This is a genomic window from Kitasatospora sp. NRRL B-11411 (assembly GCF_000721345.1).
Lineage (GTDB): Bacteria > Actinomycetota > Actinomycetes > Streptomycetales > Streptomycetaceae > Kitasatospora > Kitasatospora cineracea.
Map to the genome: position 1 here is coordinate 13,061 of NZ_JOGH01000084.1, position 17,673 is coordinate 30,733.

Sequence of the window (17,673 nt, forward strand, 5' to 3'; positions counted from 1 at the left end):
ACCAGAGCGGCGTCCGCTCCGACCAGGTGTCCGGCCGAACCCGGGCACCGCGCGGCCGGACACCGACCATGCGGCGCACGGGCAACCGCTTCCCGGTCGACGCGATGTCCGCGATCAGCCCGCGGGGCCGGATGTGGTTCACCGTTTACCGGATGCCTGCCCTGGGTCTCCGACTGCCCAGGGGCGTCTGTGGGTCGTGTTCTACAGTGGCCGCCGTGACCGAGAATCCGTGGTTCCGTCCTCCCCGCTACTACAACTGGTACAGGTTCGGTCCCGGCGAGCTCGCCTTCCTGTCCGAACTTCGCAAGTGCACCGCCACCTGGACCCTCCCGGTGACCCCCAGCGAGGTGCTGCGCAACGAGGACGAAGCCGCCCTGGTGGCCGTCGCCCACATCAGCGACCCGAAGGGTAGGACCCACCTCGCCACCTTCGGGGTGCACATGGCCGGCCCCACGGTCCGCGGCGACCTGATCGATGGTGACTACGCGATGTACTACCTCCCCGAGGAGCCGACGGGTCTGGCGCTGGAGGCGTCCGGGAACTCCCAGGTGCTCGCCGAAGCAGCGGCCGCGTGGTTCGAGACCGTCCTGCAGAAGCCCATCGTGAGACACGAATGGGACCACGACGGACAGGTCTACGCGATGCTGTACGCGTTCGCCGACACCGGCCAGGGACTGGTCGCGATGTACAACAAAAGCCTCGCGCCGCGCGAGGTGACGGACGCCCTGCTCCCCTACAACTACGGGGCCAACCGCTCCTGGGTCGACGTGGGCAAGCTGGGCCGCTTCGCCGACCCCACCAGCACGGAGCAGGTCTGGGGCCGCCCCCTCGCGTAACGACAGCACCCACGACGACCTACATCTCCACACGGCGAGATCCCTCCTCTCTACGGGGAAGGCGAGAGCCGGGACCCGGCACGCACTGCCGGCGACCTTCGCAGCCCCTGACAACGGGCGTGACACCATCACGGTGCCGACTTGTTGGGACGTCGCCGGCAGATGAGCGCGCAGGCGAGTGAGACGAAGGCGTTGTGGAGGTCGAGGCGCCGTTCCCAGCGGACGGCGAGGCGCTTGAACTGGTGGAGCTGGGCGAAGGTCTGCTCGACGACGTAGCGGAGCTTTCCGAGGCCGATGATGTCGGCCTCGCCGCGGCGGGAGATGACGGGCAGGATCCGGCGTTTGCCCAGTTCGCGGCGGTTGGGGTTGCCGTCGTAGCCCTTGTCGCCGAGCAGGGCGTCCGGGCGCTTGCGGGGGTGGCCGACCCGGCCTGCAACCGGCGGGATGCCGTCGGCCAGGGCGAGGGTCTGGGTGACGTCGTTGACGTTGGCGGTGGTGGTGATCACGTGGAACGGGATGCCGCCGCCGTCGCTGATCAGGTGGTGCTTGCTGCCGCTCTTGCGGCGGTCGACCGGTGACGGGCCGGTGGCTTCGCCCCCTTTTTCGCGCGCACATGGAGCCCAGCTCCGGCGGCAACTGCTGCCGGGTGAGGCCGGTGTGCAGCACGAACAGGATGCCACGCCGGCAGCAGCTCGATCCTGGCCCGCAGCTCGTCGCCCACGACCCACGGCTTGTTGCTCACGCCATCACGAACGGACGCGTCGTCACACCGGTTACGCCCCACCGGCAACGATCAGCAAGATCGTGTGACGAATTCTCAACGCGGTGTCGGAAGGAGACCGCCGGTCGCAGCGGGCCCTGTCAGGGGTGGAGCAGGTCACGGAGGCGGGCGGCGGCAATGGCAGCCTGGCCGAGGCTGAGGCCGCCGTCGTTGCACGGGACGACCGCGTTCCGGTAGACCGTGAAGCCATCGGCCTGCAGTTCGGTGGTGAGCAGGCCGAGCAGCAGGGTGTTCTGGAAGACGCCGCCGCTCAGCGCCACCCTGTCGAGCCCGTGCCGACGTCGGGCGGCCCGACAATGGGCGGCCAGTACTGTCGCGAGCCGGACGTGGAAACGGTGGGCAGTCTCGGCGAGCCCGCAGCCCGCGCGCAGGTCCTCGACAAGGGCACGGACCAGCGCCGGCGTGTCGATCGGCCCGCCCTCGGCGAGAGCCCCGTCGGTCGGCGGTAGCGCACGGGTGGGTGCCCGATGGCGCAAGGCGAGTTCCTCCAGCGCGACTGCGGCCTGTCCCTCGTACTGGTTGTGGTGGCGCAGGCCGAGGATCGCGGAGACCGCGTCGAACAGGCGGCCCGCGCTGGACGTGAGCGGTGAGGCGGCTCGGTCGGCGATCAGGCGGTCAAGGGCGGCGGTGCGCTCCGGCGGCAGTTCGCGCAGCAGCGGCAGCGCGGCGGGGTCGGCGTCGTCGCCGAACGCCGCCCGCAGGTACACGTAGCCGAGCATCCACGGCCGCCGGACCGCCTGCCGAGCGCCGGGCAGCGGTACCGGGGTGAGGTGCGCGAACCGGGAGAACCCTCGCAGGCCACCGACCAGCACCTCGCCGCCCCAGATGGTGCCGTCCGGTCCGTGGCCGGTGCCGTCGGCGGCGACGCCGATCACCTGACCGGTGATCCGGTGCTCGGCCATGACGCTGGCGATGTGCGCCTCGTGGTGCTGGACGCCGATCTTCACCGGTATCCCCGATTCGAGGGCGTAGCGGGTCGAGCGGTAGCGCGGGTGGTAGTCGTGCACGACGACGACGGGAGCGACGTCGAACAGGCGACGGTAGTGCTCGACGGTCCGTGCGTACGACTCGGCGGCACGCGGCGCGTCGAGCTTCCCGATGTGGTGGCTGACGAACGCCTGGTCGTCCTTGACGAGGCAGAAGGTCGCCTTGTTGTTGGAGCCGCAGGCCAGCAGGGGTACGGGTGACGCCTCCGGCAGGGTGACCGGGGCGGGGGCGTGGCCACGGGCCCGGCGCAGCACCTGCGGCCCGCCGGGCGCCATCCGGACCAGCGAGTCGTCGCACCGCATGTGGATCGGCCGGTCGTGGAGCAGCACGGCGTCGGCGATGCCGGGCAACTGTGCCAGTGCGTCCTCGTCGCGGTAGACGATCGGGTCGTCCGAGGCGTTCGCACTCGTCATCACCAGTACGGCGGGCCGGTCCACCGGCCGCACGGCCCGGTAGGCGTCCAGCAGCACGTGGTGCATCGGCGTGTAGGGGAGCATGACCCCGAGGGTCCCGGTGTCGGGGGCGACGGGCGTCATGTCCGTCGGGCCGTGGTGCCGGCGCAGCAGGACGATCGGTCGTTGAGGGGATTCCAGCAACCGTCGCTCCTCGGCGGAGATCGCGCACAGCGACTCGGCGGTGGCCAGGTCGGGCACCATGACGGCCAGCGGTTTCGCTTCCCGGCCCTTGCGTTGTCGCAGCTCCGCCACGGCTGTCGGGTCGGTGGCGTCGCAGGCCAGGTGGAAGCCGCCGAGGCCCTTCACGGCGAGGATCCCGCCGTCGGCGAGCAGCCGTGCCGCCCGGTCGAGCGGCCCGTCGCCCGGCCCGGGCTGCTCGCGCCGGTCGGCGAAGGAGAGTCGGGGGCCGCAGTCGGGGCAGGCGTTCGGCTGGGCGTGGAAGCGGCGGTCGGCGGGGTCGGTGTACTCGGCGCGGCAGCGGGCGCAGAGCGGGAAGCCGCTCATCGTGGTGTTGGCGCGGTCGTACGGGATGTCCCGGGAGATGGTGAACCGCGGCCCGCAGTTGGTGCAGTTGATGAACGGGTAGCGGTGGCGCCGGTCGGCCGGGTCCAGCAGTTCGGCCAGGCAGTCCGCGCAGATCGCGGAGTCCGGTGCGATCAGGGTGTTGCGCTGCTCGTGGTGGCCCCGGCTGGCGACGATGGTGAACTCCTCGCCGCCGCGGGGTGCCAGGTCCTGCTCGGTGATCCCGTCCACCCGCGCGAGCGGCGGGGCCTGGTCGCGCAGCGCGGTGACGAATGCCGACACGTCCTTCGGGGCGCCCTCGGCCTCGATGAAGACCCCGTCCGCGTCGTTGCCGACGAAACCGGTGAGCCGGTGGCGCCGGGCCTCCTGGTAGACGAACGGCCGGAAGCCGACGCCCTGGACGATGCCGCGGACCCGGATTCGCCGGCGCTGGAGGGTTGTCCGCATGTCGCTCCTCAGGATTCGGGTCGGGCGGGCGCGGGGACACCGCCACGGGTCGGGCGCGGGTCCGGTCGGCCTCGCCGTTCCAGGCGCGCCAGGTAGTGCGGGCCGTCCGCGGTCACCTCGGCCAGGGTCCAGCCGGTGCCGACGGCCAACTGCTCCAGTTCGGTGGGGGAGGCGAGCAGGTAGTCGAACCAGTCCGTGGCGACCGCCCCGTCGCGGACACGGAAGCGCTGCTGGCCGGGTAGCCGCCCGGCGGCCCGGTTCGCGTCGGCGTACCGGGCGTGTTCGGGGCTCTTCAGCCGCTCCGGGTCGATGCCGACGCCCAGCAGCACCCCGTCCGCCGTGGTCAGGTCGGCGAGCAGCGCGAGCAGCCGCGGTGCCTGCTCGCGGTTGCCCAGCAGACCGAGGTTCTGGCCGCCGAGCAGGACGGTGTCGAACCTGCCCAGGTCGGGCTGCAACTCGTCCAGCCGGGCCTCCAGCACCTCCACCCCGCGCTCGCGGGCCACCGCGGCCGCGCCCGCTGACGGCTCCACGCCGAGCACGGGCAGGTGACGGGCACGCATGTGCACCGCGTGCCGCCCCGGACCGCAGCCGACGTCGAGCACCCGCCCTCGGGCCTCCTCGACCGCCAGGCGCTCCACGGCGTTCCACTCCGCCGGTCCGGTGAAGTACCGGCCGGAGTCGTGGACCGTCAACAGCCCGTCGTCGCGCTCGATGACCTCGTGGGCCGCGCCCGGTGCCCCGCCCCGTCGCCACGCCCGGCGCACCGCGTTCCCGAACGCGTCCCCGACCGGCACCACCGGTCCGTGGGCACGGGGGGACGACCGGTCCGCCGTCGCCGGGGGGCAGGAGCCAACGGGTCGACCCGCAGCCTCGTTCGACGCGTACGTCTCGTGGTTCTGGTCCCTCATCAGTCTTCCTCCCATTCGACCGGCAGGGTGCGGTGTCCGCGCAGCGGCGAGCGGGCCAGCAGGACGACGGGCAGCGCCATCAGCGCGACGCCCGCCCAGAGGGCGGCGGCCGCGGACCAGGACGTGGCCAGCAGGCCGCCCAGCAGCGCCCCCAGCGGGGTGGTGCCCTGGGTGACGACGCCGGCCGCTGCGGCGACCCGGGCCATGTAGCGGGTCGGTGTCACCCGGGCCCGCAGGCCCGCGGAGGCGATCGCCCGTCCGACCACGACGAAGCCGATCAGTACCTGGGCGGCCGCGACCAGCGGCACCGCCGCACCCGGCGCGAGCCCGGCGAGCGGCGCGCCGACGGCCGCGACCGGGGCCAACGCGGAGAACACGAAGACCATCCGGATCTCGCCGAGCCGCCGCCGCAGCCGGGGACCGACCAGCGAGGACAGCACGCCCGCCGCGGCGCCCGCCGTCGACAGCGCGCCGTACAACCACGGCGCGAGGCCGAGGTCGTGCAGCAGGAACACCGGCAGGACCGCCAGGATCACGCCCGCGCCCAGGTTGTTGAGCGCCGCCTGGGCCATCAGCAGCCGCACCAGTGGCTGACGGGTCGTCACCCGGATTCCCGCGGCGATGTCGTGGCGCAATCGGCGCGTCCCGTCGGCGGGCCGGGCCACGTCCCTCGCCGGGCGGACGCCGCGCACCAGCAGGCTGGACAGCAGGTGCAGGCAGGCGGCGAGGCCGTACAGCAGCGGGGCCGGGACGGCTTGGGTGAGCAGGCCGGCCGTGCCGGGGGAGACCGTCCGGATCGTGTTCTCGGAGGTCTGCAGCCGGGCGTTGGCGTCGGCGACCCGGCGCTTGGAGACCAGCAGCGGCAGCACGCTGGTGTGAGCGACGTCGAAGAAGACCCCCGCCACGCTGGCGACGAAGGCGACCGCGAACAGCTGGGGGATCGTCAGGCAGCCCAGTGCGTACGTCGCCGGGACGCTGGCGAACGCCAGCGCGTAGGCCAGGTCGGCGGCCAGCAGGACCGTCCGCTTGCGCCACCGGTCGACCCAGGCCCCGGCCGGCAAGCCCACCAGCAGGTAGCCGAGCCGGGTGAACACCGCGACCAGGCTCGCCTCCAGGGCCGTCGCGTGCAGCAGCACCACGGCGGTGACGGGCAGCGAGAATCCGGCCACCTCGGCCGCGGTGTCCCGGAACCCGTTCGCCGTCCACAGCCGTCGGAACCGCGGGTCCCGCAGCACTTCCGAGTCGCCGTCCGCGCCGCGGGCCGGTCCCGTCCGGGCCTGCTCGCCGGTTCCGGTCACCACACCCGGTCCGTCCCTTCGAGAGCGCCGTCGCCGACGGCACCGGCCGCCAGCGCGGCCCGGTCGGTCTTCCCGCTACTGAGCCGGGGGAAGTCCCCGGTGAGGACGAACAGCCGGGCCGGCACCAGGTAGGACGGCAGCGCGGCGCGGACGGCGGCCGCCAGCCCGGACGACGGCCCGGGCGGCCGCTCGGCCGGCCGGACGAAGCCGACGACCGCGGCGCCGAGCAGGTCGTCGGGTACCGCCACCGCCACGCACGACCGCACCTCGGGCAGCGCGCCGATCAACGCCTCCACCTCGCCGAGCTCGATCCGGTACCCGCGTGATTTGACCTGCTGGTCGGTCCGGCCGAGGTAGGCCAGCAGACCGTCGGCGTCGCGCCGGACCAGGTCTCCGGTGGGGTACCAGGTCCGCCCGTCGGCGGTGCGGACGAACACCTCCCGCCCGTCGGCGTAGCCCGCCATGAGGGTGGCCCCGCGCACCAGCAACCGGCCCGGTTCGCCGTCGGCGACCTGCTCCGAACGGTCGTCGACGATCAGGAGTTCGGCTCCCGCGGCGGCCCGGCCGATCGGAGCCGGCCGGTTCGGCCCGTGGTCCGGCGGGAGCTCGTACGAGGCGCACACGTTGGTCTCGGTCGGCCCGTACCAGTTCCACACCCGCAGACCGGGCAGCACCGTGCGCAGGCGGTCCACGTCGGCCGGGCGGAGTGCCTCGCCCGCGAACACGGCCGCGCGCAGGCCCTTCAGCTCCGACAGCAGCTCCGTCCCGCGGGCGGTCAGCCAGGCCAGCGCGGACGGCACCGTGTACCAGACGGTGGCGCCGGAGCGCCGCAGGAAGTCGGCGTAGCCCGCCGGGAACGGGGCCACGGACGGTGGCAGCACCGCCACGGCCGCGCCCACCCGGCACGCCCCGAACAGGTCGAGGGTCGACAGGTCGAAGTGCAGCGGTGCCGAGTTGAGCAGCACGTCGTCCGGGCCGAGGCCGAGTTCGGACACCCCCCAGTCCACGAACGCCGCCGCGCTGTCGTGGGTGTGGACCACGCCCTTCGGCACCCCTGTGCTGCCCGAGGTGTGCAGGACGTAGGCGGGCTGCTCGGCAGGGACGGCGCGGGGCTCCGGGACGAGGGCGATCCACAGTTCGGTGGCCCCGGTTGTCGGCAGCGGCGACCAACTCGGACCGGCGCCGACCGCCTCCCACGCCGACCGGGCGGGCCCGTCGGCGATGACGGCCCGCGGACGCAGCCGCTCCACCAGCCGCGCCGCCCGGCCCGCGGGGCCGTCCGGGTCCAGCGGCGCGTAGCCGGCGCCCGCCCGTAGTACCGCGTGCACCACCGCCACGGCGGTTGCGGACCTGCTCCCGCACCACGCGACGGCGTCACCCGGCCGTACTCCGTGCGCGCGCAGCGCTCCGGCCAGGACGTCCACCGCCGCGTCCAGTTCGGCGTAGCTCAGCGCGCCGGAGCCGTCGATCACCGCGGTTCGCCCGCCGTGCAGGTCGGCCGTGCGGCGCAGGTCGGCGGTGAGCCGCCGCTCGGCGGCCATCAGCGGCCCTTGGTGGCGAGGAAGGCCCGGATCGCGGTGACGGAGTGGAAGTTGCGGGGCAGCACCTCGGTGTCCCGGATCGACACGCCGAGCTCGTGCTCCAACCGGGCCACCACACCGACCAGCGCCAGCGAGTCGAGGACCCGTTCCAGGATCAGCTCGGTGCCGTCGTCGCCGGTGAAGGCCGGTGCCGCGGCCCGGACCGCGGCCCGGACGGTCTCCAGGACCGGGTCGGCGGCGCTCACAGGCCCCACCCCTCAGCGATCACCTTCACCTGCATGTCCTCCGTTCCCGAGTAGAAGCGGCTGGCCAGCGCGTCCTGCAGCAACTGGGCGATCCCGGTGCTGGGCAGCACCGCGTAGCCGCCGTACAGATCGGCCAGGCGCCGGCCCAGTCGGCCGAACTCCCGGCTTACGTGGAGCTTCGTCAAGGCGGCACGCCGGTGCGTCAGTTCACCCAGGTCGGCGAGCCGAGCGGTGCCGTGCAGCACTTCCCGGGCGGTGGTGACGGACAGTTCGGCGTCGACCAGCCGCTCCCTCACGGAGTCGAACGCGCCGATCGGGCGGCCGAACTGCACCCGGTGGCGGGCGTGCTCGACGGCGCGGGCGAGCGCGCCGGCCATCAGGCCCACGGCCGGGGCCAGGATCATGGCCCGCTCGTGGCGCATCGCGTGCATCAGCACCGCGAACCCGGCTCCCTCACCGCCCAGGCAGGCGTCGGGCCCGACCCGGACGCCGTCGAACTGCACCGGGGCCATCGCGGCCCCGGCCGGTCCCACCTGGGCGAGCGCCGGCCCCACCGTCAGGCCCGCCGTGCCGCGCGGCACCAGGAACGCCGACAGCGCGCCGAGCGCGCTGCCCGCGCCGGTGCGGGCCAGCACCAGGAACACGTCGGCGAACGGGGCGTTGGTGACGAACGCCTTCGCCCCGTCGAGCCGCCACCGCCCCGCGTCGTCCCGCTCGGCACGGGTCCGCATCGAGAACACGTCCGAACCGGCTCCGTCCTCGGTGGCCGCGAACGCGCCCACCACCGAGCCCGTCAGCATGCCGGGCAGCAGCGCCGCGTGCTGCCCGGGCGTGCCGAAGGCCAGCAGCGGCTCCTGGCAGGCCCACAGGTGCGCGGCCATGCCGAACAGCAGCCCGCCCGGCTCGTCGGCGCCCGCCAGCACCGCCGCCTCACCGGCCGCTTCCCAGGCGCGGCACGTCGCCAGGTAGCCGGCCCCCGCCCCGCCGGATCCGGTCGGGACGGACAGCGACAGCAGACCCAGCCCGGCCCCCGCGGCCCAGTCGGCCCGGGTCGGCCGCGCCGCGGCCGCCCAGCTCCGCACTCCGGGCAACCATGCGGTGAACGCTTCGGCGGGGGCCGGACCGGCGGCCCGCTCCGTCAGCACGCCGCTTCCCAACTGAACGCCTGCAGCGAGGACACCAGGCCGTGCCGGGCGAACGCCTCGGGCAGCCGGCCCGGGGGCGCCAGGGCGAGCACCTCCGTCTCCGGGCCCACCCCGGCGGGGGACCGCAGCCAGGTCAGCACCTGGTCCACCGCGCCGGTCCCGCGGAACCGCGCGCCGAGCTTGAACTCGTGCAGCAGGACCCGGTGCGCGGTGCCCGGCCGCAGCCGCCCCAACGCGGTCAGCGCGAAGACGGCGGCGATCTCGCCCCCCGTCTCCAACGCGTAGTACGCGGTGGCACCGGCCGGGCCCGTCCGGGCGAGCCGGGACGCCATCTCGGCCTCCCGCTCCGTCCCGTACAACGCACCGACCGCGGCGGCGTCCGTCACCCCGACGGGCCGCACCCTCCGTTGCTCAGCCACCGGCCACCGCCGACATGATCAGCATCCGGGTGCCGGACGGCAGCACCGTGTCGAACGACCGGAGGCTGCGGACGTCGGCGTCGTCGACGTACAGGTTGACGAACGGCAGCGGGCGGCCGGACGAGTCGAACACGTGCCGGGCCAGGTCCGGGAAGCGGGTGCGGATGCCGTTCAGGACCTGGGGCAGCGCACCCCCCTCGACCGTGAAGTGCCGCAGGTTGCCGGTGAACCGGGCCAGTGGGGCGGACAGTTCGACCTCGACCGGGCCGACCGCCCCGCGCTCCCAGTCGTCCAGGGCCGTCCGCAGCTGGCTCCCGTAGTCGGCATCGGCGATGAAGCCGTGCCCGCGCCCGTTGCGCAGCAGCACGGCCCGGGCCCGGTCGTCGCCGTCGAAGGCCCGCATGATGGGACGCAGGTGCTCCAACGCGTAGTAGGAGTCCAGCTCGGAGACCAGCGCGTGCAGCCGGTGCCGGGCCCCGCCCGCGCCCCAGTCCGCCAGCAGGTCGACCGTCGGCCGGGGCGCCGCCATCGACGGCAGTCCGGACCACGGCCGGGCCTCCTGCTCCCACTGCGGCAGCACCGCCGGATCGTTGTGCGGGGAGACGACGAACGCCAGTCCGTCCCGCCCGGACCGCACCAGGTACTTGATCGCCGCGTAACCGCCCGACGAGAGCCCGTGCCAGACCGTTCCGGACAGCCCGTGCCGGTGCAGCAGCTCAGCCTGCAACGCGTGCACCTGCGGCAGGAACTCGTCCTCGCCGAGCAGGTACCAGCCGCACGCCGAGTCCGGGGTGAGCCGGTGGATCGGATCGGACAGGAACAGGCAGGCCGCGTCCAGCGTCCGGGCCCAGGCCCGGCGGGCGAAGACCGGCGGCACCTGTGATTCGATCCGGCTCAGTCCGTGGCAGAACACGTGCAGGTAGGGGCTCGCGGGCCGGTCCGGCACGTCGACCAGGTAGTCCAGCCGGTAGCCCTCGGAGTGGCGGAACCGGCCCTGCTCGGAGCTCATGGCTTCTCCTGTCCTAACCCAAGTAGTGACGGTCGGGGTCCCGGGGGATCACCGCGGGGAACAGCAGTGCACGGCGGCGCGGAGCGGGGCCGTCCTCGACGGGGACCAGCCGACCGGTCCCCCGCTCCGGCCGGAGCAGCCGCGGTGAGAACGACACCGCGTGTCGGCGCGCCGTCCGTTCGAGGCTGAACGCGACCAGCTCGTGGACCGCCCGGTCGGGTCTGGTGACCTCGTGGACGAACTCGCCCCTGACGGTGCGCAGCAGGGCTGCGGGAATCCGCTCCGGCAACGAGAGCAGGTAGTACCGCGGTCCGGAGCCGAGCCGGACCCGGTCCAGCCAGGTCCGGCCGAACGGTCGCAGGCTGCTGAACATCGCGAAGCTCCACTCGAGTTTCAGGCCGGCCACGACGAGCGCCAGGTTCACCGCGAACGCCCCCGCGACCGCCGCGTCCACCACGCCGCCGTCGGCCGTGGACCAGGCCGACGGGGCCCCGGCCGCCAGCGCGCTCGCGCACAGCACACCGAACACGCCGCCTTTGCCCGCGTCCCGCAGGACGGTCCGGGTCGGGCGCGGCCCGGCGGCCGTCCGGCCCAGCGCGGCCGCCGACAGCGCGCCCAGCAGCGACGCCGCCGCCGTTCCCGGCCCGAACGGGACGAGCTGGCCGTGCGCGGGGTCGCAGAGCGCGGTGCCCCACAGCGCCAGCGCGACCACCGAGAAGGTGAAGTTGCCGGACACCCCGAACACCCAGTGCATGCCGATCGCGGCGAACAGTCCGGCCCTCGCCCACGACGTCTGCCACAGGCTCGCGCCGACGGCGGCCTCCACCACCACCACGGCCACCGGTGCGGCCACCAGCACCCGGCGGGGCAGCGAGACGCCGTGCAGCCCGGCGTAGAAAGCGGTCACCAGCCGGCCGGCGCTGCGGTCCGAGCGCAGGTACTCGGCGTTCACCTTGAACAGCGCCGCCGACAGGTACACGCCGATCAGCAGGTCGCGCGCGAGCACCGGGTCCAGCCGTGCGGGCAGCACCGCCATCGCCACCACCGCGACCGAGCCCAGCCACACGTGATTGGCGAGCCGCCGCTGCACTGACAGCAGCCACAGCGCCGTGAGGACGGCCGCGACCGCCCGGCCCGCCGCCCAGGGCAGCGCCGCGGCCGTCACGGCGGCGGGCAACGCACCGACGGCCACGGTGCCGGTGGCCCGGCGCGGCATCCGCACTCCCCACACCGGGGCGAAGTTGTAGAACGCGTCGGCGGTTCCCCGGTCCCACAGCCGGTCCAGCTGGTGGACCAGCAGCGCGGCGGCCACCACGGTCTCCGGCGCCAACCGCAGTCCGGCCGTCACCGCTCCGCCCCCTTGCTCTTCCTCGTGGCGCTAGTGGCCAAGGGTCCGTCCCTCCGACCAGGCGAGGCCCGGGCAGACCACCCGGACCACGCTGAACAGTTCGGGCCGGGACGACAGGTCGACGGTCAGCACCGGGCGGGCGGTCACCGCTTCCACCCGCGCCACCAGCGAGGCCAACTCCCCTTCCATGTCGGCGTCCTCCCGGCGGTGTCCGGCCGACAGCCGGTCCCACGGCACGCCTGCCCCGCGGCCCCGGAAGCCGGGGTCCGCGACCGCGTCGCGGACCACCTGCTGGGCGGAGGGTATGTCGTCGCGGGTCGCGGTGATCTCCGTCAGCCGGCTCTGCACCGCCTCCGTGACCGCCCGGGACAGCGCCACGGACGGGTCTGCGTGGCTGCCCGAACCCGCGCAGACGATCGGGAACAGCGGCGACCACACCCGGGCCGCGAACGTGGGCACCTGGTAGCGGTTCGGGAGGAACGCCAATTCGTAGGAGACCGCGGCTGCGTCCAACCGGTCCAGGAGCGCGCGCAGGTGTCCGTCCGGCACGCTCGCCGGATCGACCGGAACGCCCCCGGCCCGCGGCCCGCCCAGGCCCGCCAGCACGTCCCGCTCCACGGCCTCGTACAGTCCGTGCAGGGCGGCCTCGGTCCAGGTGTTGCCGGAGGCCAGCCCCGTGCTGCCGGACCGGAAGATCCTCGGCCGCCAGAAGTGCCCGCCGGCGAACGACAGCCGGACCACGTCGAACGGCACCATCACCGACGACCCGTCGGCCGGCCGGTGCGCGGCGACCCACTCCAGCCGCAGCTGCTCGACGTCCGGCACGGGCAGACCGCCGGCCGCCGACGGCAGCTCGTCCAGCCGGTACGGCAGCGCCAGGTCGGCCGCCACTGCCCGTTCCCGGGGCAGCTCGGGCCGCTCCGCGTGCCGGAGTTCGATCGACTCCATCACCGCGGACAGCCGGGCCAGCAGCTCCGTCGCGCCCTTCCCCTGCGAGACGGCGAGTGTCTCCGAATCCGGCCTGGCAGCCAGCACCACCGGGATGCCGATCACGTCCAGCCGCGTCACATCGGCGACCCGGGTGATGCCGAACCCGGCCAGCAGCGGCGCGATCCGGGCCCAGGTGGTCTCCGGAGCGACCGCACGCCGGGTCCCCGGCAGCAGGAGCTCAGCCACGCTCGCCCCCCGCGCTCCGGGCGGCGGCCGCCGCCGCCGTCAGGAAGCCGACCGCGAACGGCCGCAGGGCGTCGGCGGCCTGCCGCGGGGAGGCGAACCCGCGGCGCGCGCACTCGGTGGCGTCGGCCGCCACCACGCCCCAGATTCCGGCGAGCAGCCGCAGGCACACCGCGTCCGGGATGCTGCCCAGGCTGCGGTCCGGATGCGCCCGCAGGTGGTCGGCTCCCTGCGCCAGGTACTGGTCGAGGACCGACCGGTCTGCGGCGTCCTCCCGTCCGAGCAGCAGCGCGGCCTGCCGACGGTCCGTCAGTTCCGGGGTGGGACAGAGCAGTCGCACGACGCGCAGCCGCCCCTCCGGGCAGTCGGGCCAGGCCGCGGCGGACCGGCCCAGTGTCCGCTCCAGGTGGTCGCGCAACCCGGCGGGCTCCGCCAGATCGTTCAGGTACTCCCACCACACCTCGGGGAAGCCCGGGTCGAAGATCTGCTGGTAGGCGAGCCTGGCCGCGAGTCCGGTGAACCGGTTGCGCCAACGCCGTTCGAACTCGGTCCGCCAGGACCGGTCGCCCGCCCCCGGACGGGGGCCGGCGGCCGCTCGGTCGCGCTGCGCCGCGGAGGCCACCCGCAGGGCCCGCACGCTGTCGCGCAGCTTCTGGTCGAACGCCCGCGGGTCGCACCGAACCCGCTCCTGGTACCAGGCGGCGAATCCGGGTTGCCCGTGCTCGGCGGCGATCTCCACCACCCTCGTCTCGGTGCGCAGCGGGTAGTACTCCCGCGCCCAGCGGTCGAGCATCGGTCCGGTGTCCGCGGACGCCAGCACCCCGGCCCGAACCGCCGCGGCGGCGGCCGCGCGCAGATTGACGAGCGGGACGCTGAGCGGAGTCATCGCCCCGGAGTCGGCGTGCGCCACGGCGACCTCGTCGTCGCCGGTGAGCACCCCGTCGCGGTACCAGCCGTACACGTCACCGACGCCCACCATGCCGAACGGCGCCAGCTCCACCGCGCGCAGGGCGCCGATGCTGGCCGCGCCGACCACGTGCACGCCCCGGTCCAGGGCGTCGAGGATCTCCTTGTGCCGTAGCGCCGGGCCGTGGTGGTACACACCGTCCAGCAGGACCACCGAATCGTGCGGGCGGATCGCAGCGGAGTACAGGTCGCCGTGCCGCGCCGGCGGGTGGACCACGGCCCCGGGGCACTCCGCCCGGACGGCGGGTTCGGGACATGAAGGTCCGGTGTACACGTGGATCGCCATGCCCCTCCCCTTTCGCCGGCGGATCTCACTGGTTCAGTCGGCCCCCGGGAAATGCGGGGCCGGAATGCGACGAACTCAGCAGTCGACGACCTCGGAGTCCGTGATCACCAGCGGGACGTGGCCGAACAGGGCCTCGAAGTCGTCCTTGGTGAGCTCCTCGGCGGCACTGAGGACGTCGTGCCACTCCTCCTGCTGCTTGACCTGCTCGGGCATGATTTCTCCCAGAGATAGAAGGGATCTGCCTTGACTGTGCGCGCGCAAGGTCCACGGTATTCGCCGACCGGCATTCAGCGAAGGGGCTTGGGGTTTATTTTACTTTCGCAGAAAAATTCCGGAAAACGGCAGCAGGAAGCGCCGCTCCGGCCGCCGGCCGGAGCGCTGTCCGGAAATGATCCGGATGAATTCCTCAGTCGGCCCCGGCGCCGGTCGAACGGCTGAGCGGAAGGGCCAGCGCGAGGTGCTTCCCGCTCTCGGAGACCGTGATGCGACGTTCGGCGAACAGCGCCAGGAGGCGATCGACGTCCGCGGCGGAGGCCTCGGCGCCCGCTTCCCGAAGCAGCCCGTGCAGCCGCTTCGGACTACGCGCCGTCTCGCCGCAGAGCTCGTACGCCAGGGCCTGCCAGCCGGCCAGCGTCCCGGTGAACCCGCCGTCGGCGAACCGCGAATCGTGGAAGTCCAGCCAGCCGGGGCCGCGCCGGTGGGCGAGGATCGGCAGCGGTCTGCGCTGCCAGCGTTCGCGCCAGTCCGCCACCGCTGCGGAGAGCCGTCGCACGGCCTCCGCCGAAGCCACGCCCTCGGCCCGGTAGTCGAAGAAGTAGGCGATCGCCGCATGGTCGATCCCCGGCACCGGGTACACGTACCGGTACGCCTCGCGCGGTCGGACGTCCCGGATCGGCAAGCCCGGGTCGGTGAAGTACGGGCTGAACCGCTCCAGCCAGATCCGGCTCAACCCGTTCGGCGGCTGCAGGTGCGCCAGCAGCGGCGCGAGTTCGGCCTGACCGGTGAAGTCCTCGTCCCGCTCACCGGGGAACCCGCTGAGCATGTTCCAGGTGACGTTCATCCGGTAGTGCCGCGCCCACTTCAGGAACCTGACGTTCATCAGCATCGTGGAGCCCTTGCGCATCAGTCCCAGCACATGGGTGCTGAGGCTCTCGATGCCCGGTTGGACGCGGCGGATCCCGGCTGCGCCGAGCAGCGCCAGTTGGTCGGCGGTGAGGTTCGCCTTGACCTCGAAGAACAGGTCGGTGTCCCACCCGCGGCCCCTCAACTCCTCGCACAGCGAGGAGAGGTAGCGCATGTCGATGATGTTGTCGACGGCATCGATGTGGTGGATCCGGTGCCGCCGCAGGAGTTCCTCGATCTCCCGCAGGGCGGTCCCCGGCGACTTCGAACGGAACTGCATGCCGAGCGCGTTGAGGCCGCAGAACGTGCAGTGGTGCTTCTGCCCCCACCAGCAGCCCCGGGAGAACTCCGCCAGCAGCCGGATCGGCTTGCGCCCGACGGCTTCGGCCCGCCCGAGCCGTTCCACCGCGTCGAAGTACTCGGAGTGGTCGGGGAACGGCATGGCGTCCATGGCATCGAACGGAGGCTCCCCGGGAGTGGTGACCAACTCTCCGTCCGCCGCCCGGGCACACACGCCGGGAATGCCCACCGGCGATCGGCCGGCGGACAGCGCAGCGGCCAATCGGGGTAGCGCGAGATCGGCCTCTCCGATCACCGCGCAGTCGATCCACGGAAGTCGCCTGACGTACTCGGGGCCCATCTCACCGTCGAAGTTCGCCCCGCCGAAGACGATCACCGGCCCCGGGTGCTGCTCCTTGATCCGCCGGGCCAGGGCGATCGCGGCGACGTTCTGGAAGAACGTCGAGGTGAAGCCGATGAGGTCGTAGTCGGACCACTCCGGCCGGCGGGCGAGCTCCCGGATCCACGCGGGGAGGGTCTCGGAGCGCAGTCGCAGCACCTCGTCGGCGGTCAGCCCCGCTTCGTCGAAGGTCTCCGCCAGCTCCGGGAACTCCGCCAGGTACTCCCGCTCGCCCCCCGGCTCGTCGAACGCGGCCGCGCCGAACAGCCACTCCCCGAACAGGTGCAGGCGCTCGGAGGAGGCCGTGGCGAAGGTGTCGTAAACGCTCGGGGTCAACTCCCGGGACAGATCGAGGTTCGGGTAGTGCACAGTGACGTCGTGCCCGTGCGCGACGAGCCCCGACTTGAGAATTCCGCACGCCAAGGACGGGGCGTCGTTCCGTCCCCACGGCATGTTGACAAGAGCGACCTTCAACGATCTTTCCGGCCGCACAGGAAACGGCTCGCCGACCGCAGGATGAAAAACCTCGCTCAGTGCCACGCCGACTTTCTCCATCACGTTGACGAATTGCGGGAAACGCCCTCGACCTGGCGGTTCGGGGATTCGGAGAGCCTCCTGCGGATCCGCTCGCAGAATTTTCGATCGTGTCCAGTGCAGTCTCGTTGCAGCCAATGCCCCCGTCAACGGGCCGCCCGTGGAGCCCGATGGGGCAAAACGTGAAGGAGGCGTGAGCATGATCTGCCGGCGCGGAACGCGCCCCCATCCCCGGAACGGGCGAGTGATCAGCCGGTGACACCGAGCGACGATCCCTGACCTGGAGAAGTCACCTGGGCGCCTCCTCTCGACGAACCCCGGCAGTGACACGTACAGGCCAGGAAAGGACTTGGCGTTCGGTCCGAACGGCACTCCAGCCACCGCCCTGGGGCGGCTGATTTGACCAGAGTTTGAAGCGGCCGACCCCGGCCGACCCGTCGGCCCGGCCTCATGTCAGGCGTTCCGTCCGGGCCGACTCCGGCGGCACCCACGGGCCGCCGAGGGCGACCGCCGAACGACGCGAGACCGGTGCGCGGCCCGAACACAAGCGGGTCGCCCGGGCCGTGCGGGCCTACTCCATCGTCGGCGTCCGCCCGAGAAGACGGGACCGCGCCACCACCCCGGCCCCGGCCGCGACGGTCATCCCGGACCTGTTCGAGCGCGACTTCAAATCCACCGAGCCGGGACGCAGGGACATGGGTGACAGCACGCGCCTGCCGCTGACCGGCGGGAGGTTGCGCCACCTGGTCACCGTCCTGGACCGCTTCAGCCGCAAGGTCGGGGGCTTGTCGACAGCCGATCACACGCGCACCGGCCTGCGAGGGTTTCCACGCTTCTCTCAGACCGTGTTTGAGATCTGCCATGTCTCGTTGATGAAGGGCTCGTTGAGCTCGTTGTGAGTGGTGTTGGGGGCGGGTATCCGTCGGATCTGACGGATGATCAGTGGGCGCTGGTGGAGCCGTTGCTTCCTCC

16 protein-coding genes and 1 pseudogene are annotated in these 17,673 nt (G+C 73.1%); 3 read left to right on the forward strand and 14 right to left on the reverse strand.

Annotated features, from left to right (window positions below; all coding sequences use genetic code 11):
• The first annotated feature begins 215 nt into the window (after positions 1-215).
• Entirely contained in the window at positions 216-836 is a 621-nt protein-coding gene (locus IH44_RS43160) for a hypothetical protein (RefSeq protein WP_198545061.1), read from the forward strand.
• Positions 837-964: 128 nt separating this feature from the next.
• Here the strand turns inward: IH44_RS43160 and IH44_RS41550 are convergent.
• From IH44_RS41550 to IH44_RS0128455, 14 genes and pseudogenes are all read right to left on the reverse strand, one after another.
• Positions 965-1,620, reverse strand: a pseudogene (locus IH44_RS41550) (IS5 family transposase).
• Positions 1,621-1,697: 77 nt separating this feature from the next.
• Positions 1,698-4,028, reverse strand: a complete 2,331-nt coding sequence (hypF, locus tag IH44_RS0128395) for a carbamoyltransferase HypF (protein ID WP_030462604.1) — start codon at positions 4,026-4,028, stop codon at positions 1,698-1,700.
• Positions 4,029-4,036: 8 nt separating this feature from the next.
• The gene (locus tag IH44_RS0128400) at positions 4,037-4,822 is read right to left on the reverse strand and encodes a bifunctional 2-polyprenyl-6-hydroxyphenol methylase/3-demethylubiquinol 3-O-methyltransferase UbiG (protein WP_051817413.1); all 786 of its coding nucleotides are present in this window, start codon (positions 4,820-4,822) and stop codon (positions 4,037-4,039) included.
• A 113-nt stretch (positions 4,823-4,935) separates the two neighbouring features.
• Positions 4,936-6,237 carry an MFS transporter gene (locus tag IH44_RS0128405; protein WP_051817414.1) on the reverse strand — a complete coding sequence of 434 codons (1,302 nt, stop codon included), beginning with the start codon at positions 6,235-6,237 and terminating at the stop codon, positions 4,936-4,938.
• A complete protein-coding gene (locus tag IH44_RS0128410) occupies positions 6,231-7,775 on the reverse strand; it encodes an amino acid adenylation domain-containing protein (RefSeq protein ID WP_051817415.1) in 1,545 nt (514 codons plus the stop codon). The genes IH44_RS0128405 and IH44_RS0128410 overlap by 7 nt, the downstream gene beginning before the upstream one ends.
• The gene (locus IH44_RS0128415; protein WP_030462608.1) at positions 7,775-8,020 is read right to left on the reverse strand and encodes a hypothetical protein; all 246 of its coding nucleotides are present in this window, start codon (positions 8,018-8,020) and stop codon (positions 7,775-7,777) included. The genes IH44_RS0128410 and IH44_RS0128415 overlap by 1 nt, the downstream gene beginning before the upstream one ends.
• Positions 8,017-9,102, reverse strand: coding sequence for an acyl-CoA dehydrogenase family protein (locus tag IH44_RS0128420; protein WP_198545060.1), 1,086 nt, complete (start codon positions 9,100-9,102; stop codon positions 8,017-8,019). Before IH44_RS0128420 ends, IH44_RS0128415 begins: the two co-directional genes overlap by 4 nt.
• 56 nt (positions 9,103-9,158) lie before the next feature.
• Positions 9,159-9,551, reverse strand: a complete 393-nt coding sequence (locus IH44_RS0128425; protein WP_030462610.1) for a hypothetical protein — start codon at positions 9,549-9,551, stop codon at positions 9,159-9,161.
• Positions 9,552-9,576: 25 nt separating this feature from the next.
• Complete coding sequence (locus tag IH44_RS43165; RefSeq protein WP_051817417.1) at positions 9,577-10,593, reverse strand: hypothetical protein; 1,017 nt, start codon at positions 10,591-10,593, stop codon at positions 9,577-9,579.
• Positions 10,594-10,606: 13 nt separating this feature from the next.
• Entirely contained in the window at positions 10,607-11,941 is a 1,335-nt protein-coding gene (locus IH44_RS0128435; protein ID WP_030462612.1) for a hypothetical protein, read from the reverse strand.
• A 30-nt stretch (positions 11,942-11,971) separates the two neighbouring features.
• Positions 11,972-13,117: a YcaO-like family protein gene (locus IH44_RS0128440; RefSeq protein WP_030462613.1), complete on the reverse strand. Its 1,146-nt coding sequence runs from the start codon at positions 13,115-13,117 to the stop codon at positions 11,972-11,974.
• Complete coding sequence (locus tag IH44_RS43170; protein ID WP_063759700.1) at positions 13,110-14,366, reverse strand: TfuA-like protein; 1,257 nt, start codon at positions 14,364-14,366, stop codon at positions 13,110-13,112. Before IH44_RS43170 ends, IH44_RS0128440 begins: the two co-directional genes overlap by 8 nt.
• A gap of 75 nt (positions 14,367-14,441) precedes the next feature.
• A complete protein-coding gene (locus IH44_RS46745) occupies positions 14,442-14,579 on the reverse strand; it encodes a hypothetical protein (protein WP_157852496.1) in 138 nt (45 codons plus the stop codon).
• Between the two features lie 193 nt (positions 14,580-14,772).
• Positions 14,773-16,902: a RiPP maturation radical SAM C-methyltransferase gene (locus tag IH44_RS0128455; protein WP_081967181.1), complete on the reverse strand. Its 2,130-nt coding sequence runs from the start codon at positions 16,900-16,902 to the stop codon at positions 14,773-14,775.
• 362 nt (positions 16,903-17,264) lie between these two features.
• On the opposite strand from IH44_RS0128455, the gene IH44_RS43175 reads away from it, so the two are divergent.
• Positions 17,265-17,600: a hypothetical protein gene (locus IH44_RS43175; RefSeq protein ID WP_051817420.1), complete on the forward strand. Its 336-nt coding sequence runs from the start codon at positions 17,265-17,267 to the stop codon at positions 17,598-17,600.
• Positions 17,558-17,673: transposase (locus tag IH44_RS49825; protein WP_369795007.1), on the forward strand; the 116-nt coding region annotated here is incomplete at its 3' end. The genes IH44_RS43175 and IH44_RS49825, both read left to right, overlap by 43 nt.

Coding starts and splice junctions, on each gene's coding strand:
- IH44_RS0128455 (WP_081967181.1), bottom strand. CDS start 16,902: ATGCTCACGCCTCCTTCACGTTTTGCCCCATCGGGCTCCACGGGCGGC.
- IH44_RS43165 (WP_051817417.1), bottom strand. CDS start 10,593: ATGAGCTCCGAGCAGGGCCGGTTCCGCCACTCCGAGGGCTACCGGCTG.
- IH44_RS0128410 (WP_051817415.1), bottom strand. CDS start 7,775: ATGGCCGCCGAGCGGCGGCTCACCGCCGACCTGCGCCGCACGGCCGAC.
- IH44_RS46745 (WP_157852496.1), bottom strand. CDS start 14,579: ATGCCCGAGCAGGTCAAGCAGCAGGAGGAGTGGCACGACGTCCTCAGT.
- IH44_RS43170 (WP_063759700.1), bottom strand. CDS start 14,366: ATGGCGATCCACGTGTACACCGGACCTTCATGTCCCGAACCCGCCGTC.
- hypF (WP_030462604.1), bottom strand. CDS start 4,028: ATGCGGACAACCCTCCAGCGCCGGCGAATCCGGGTCCGCGGCATCGTC.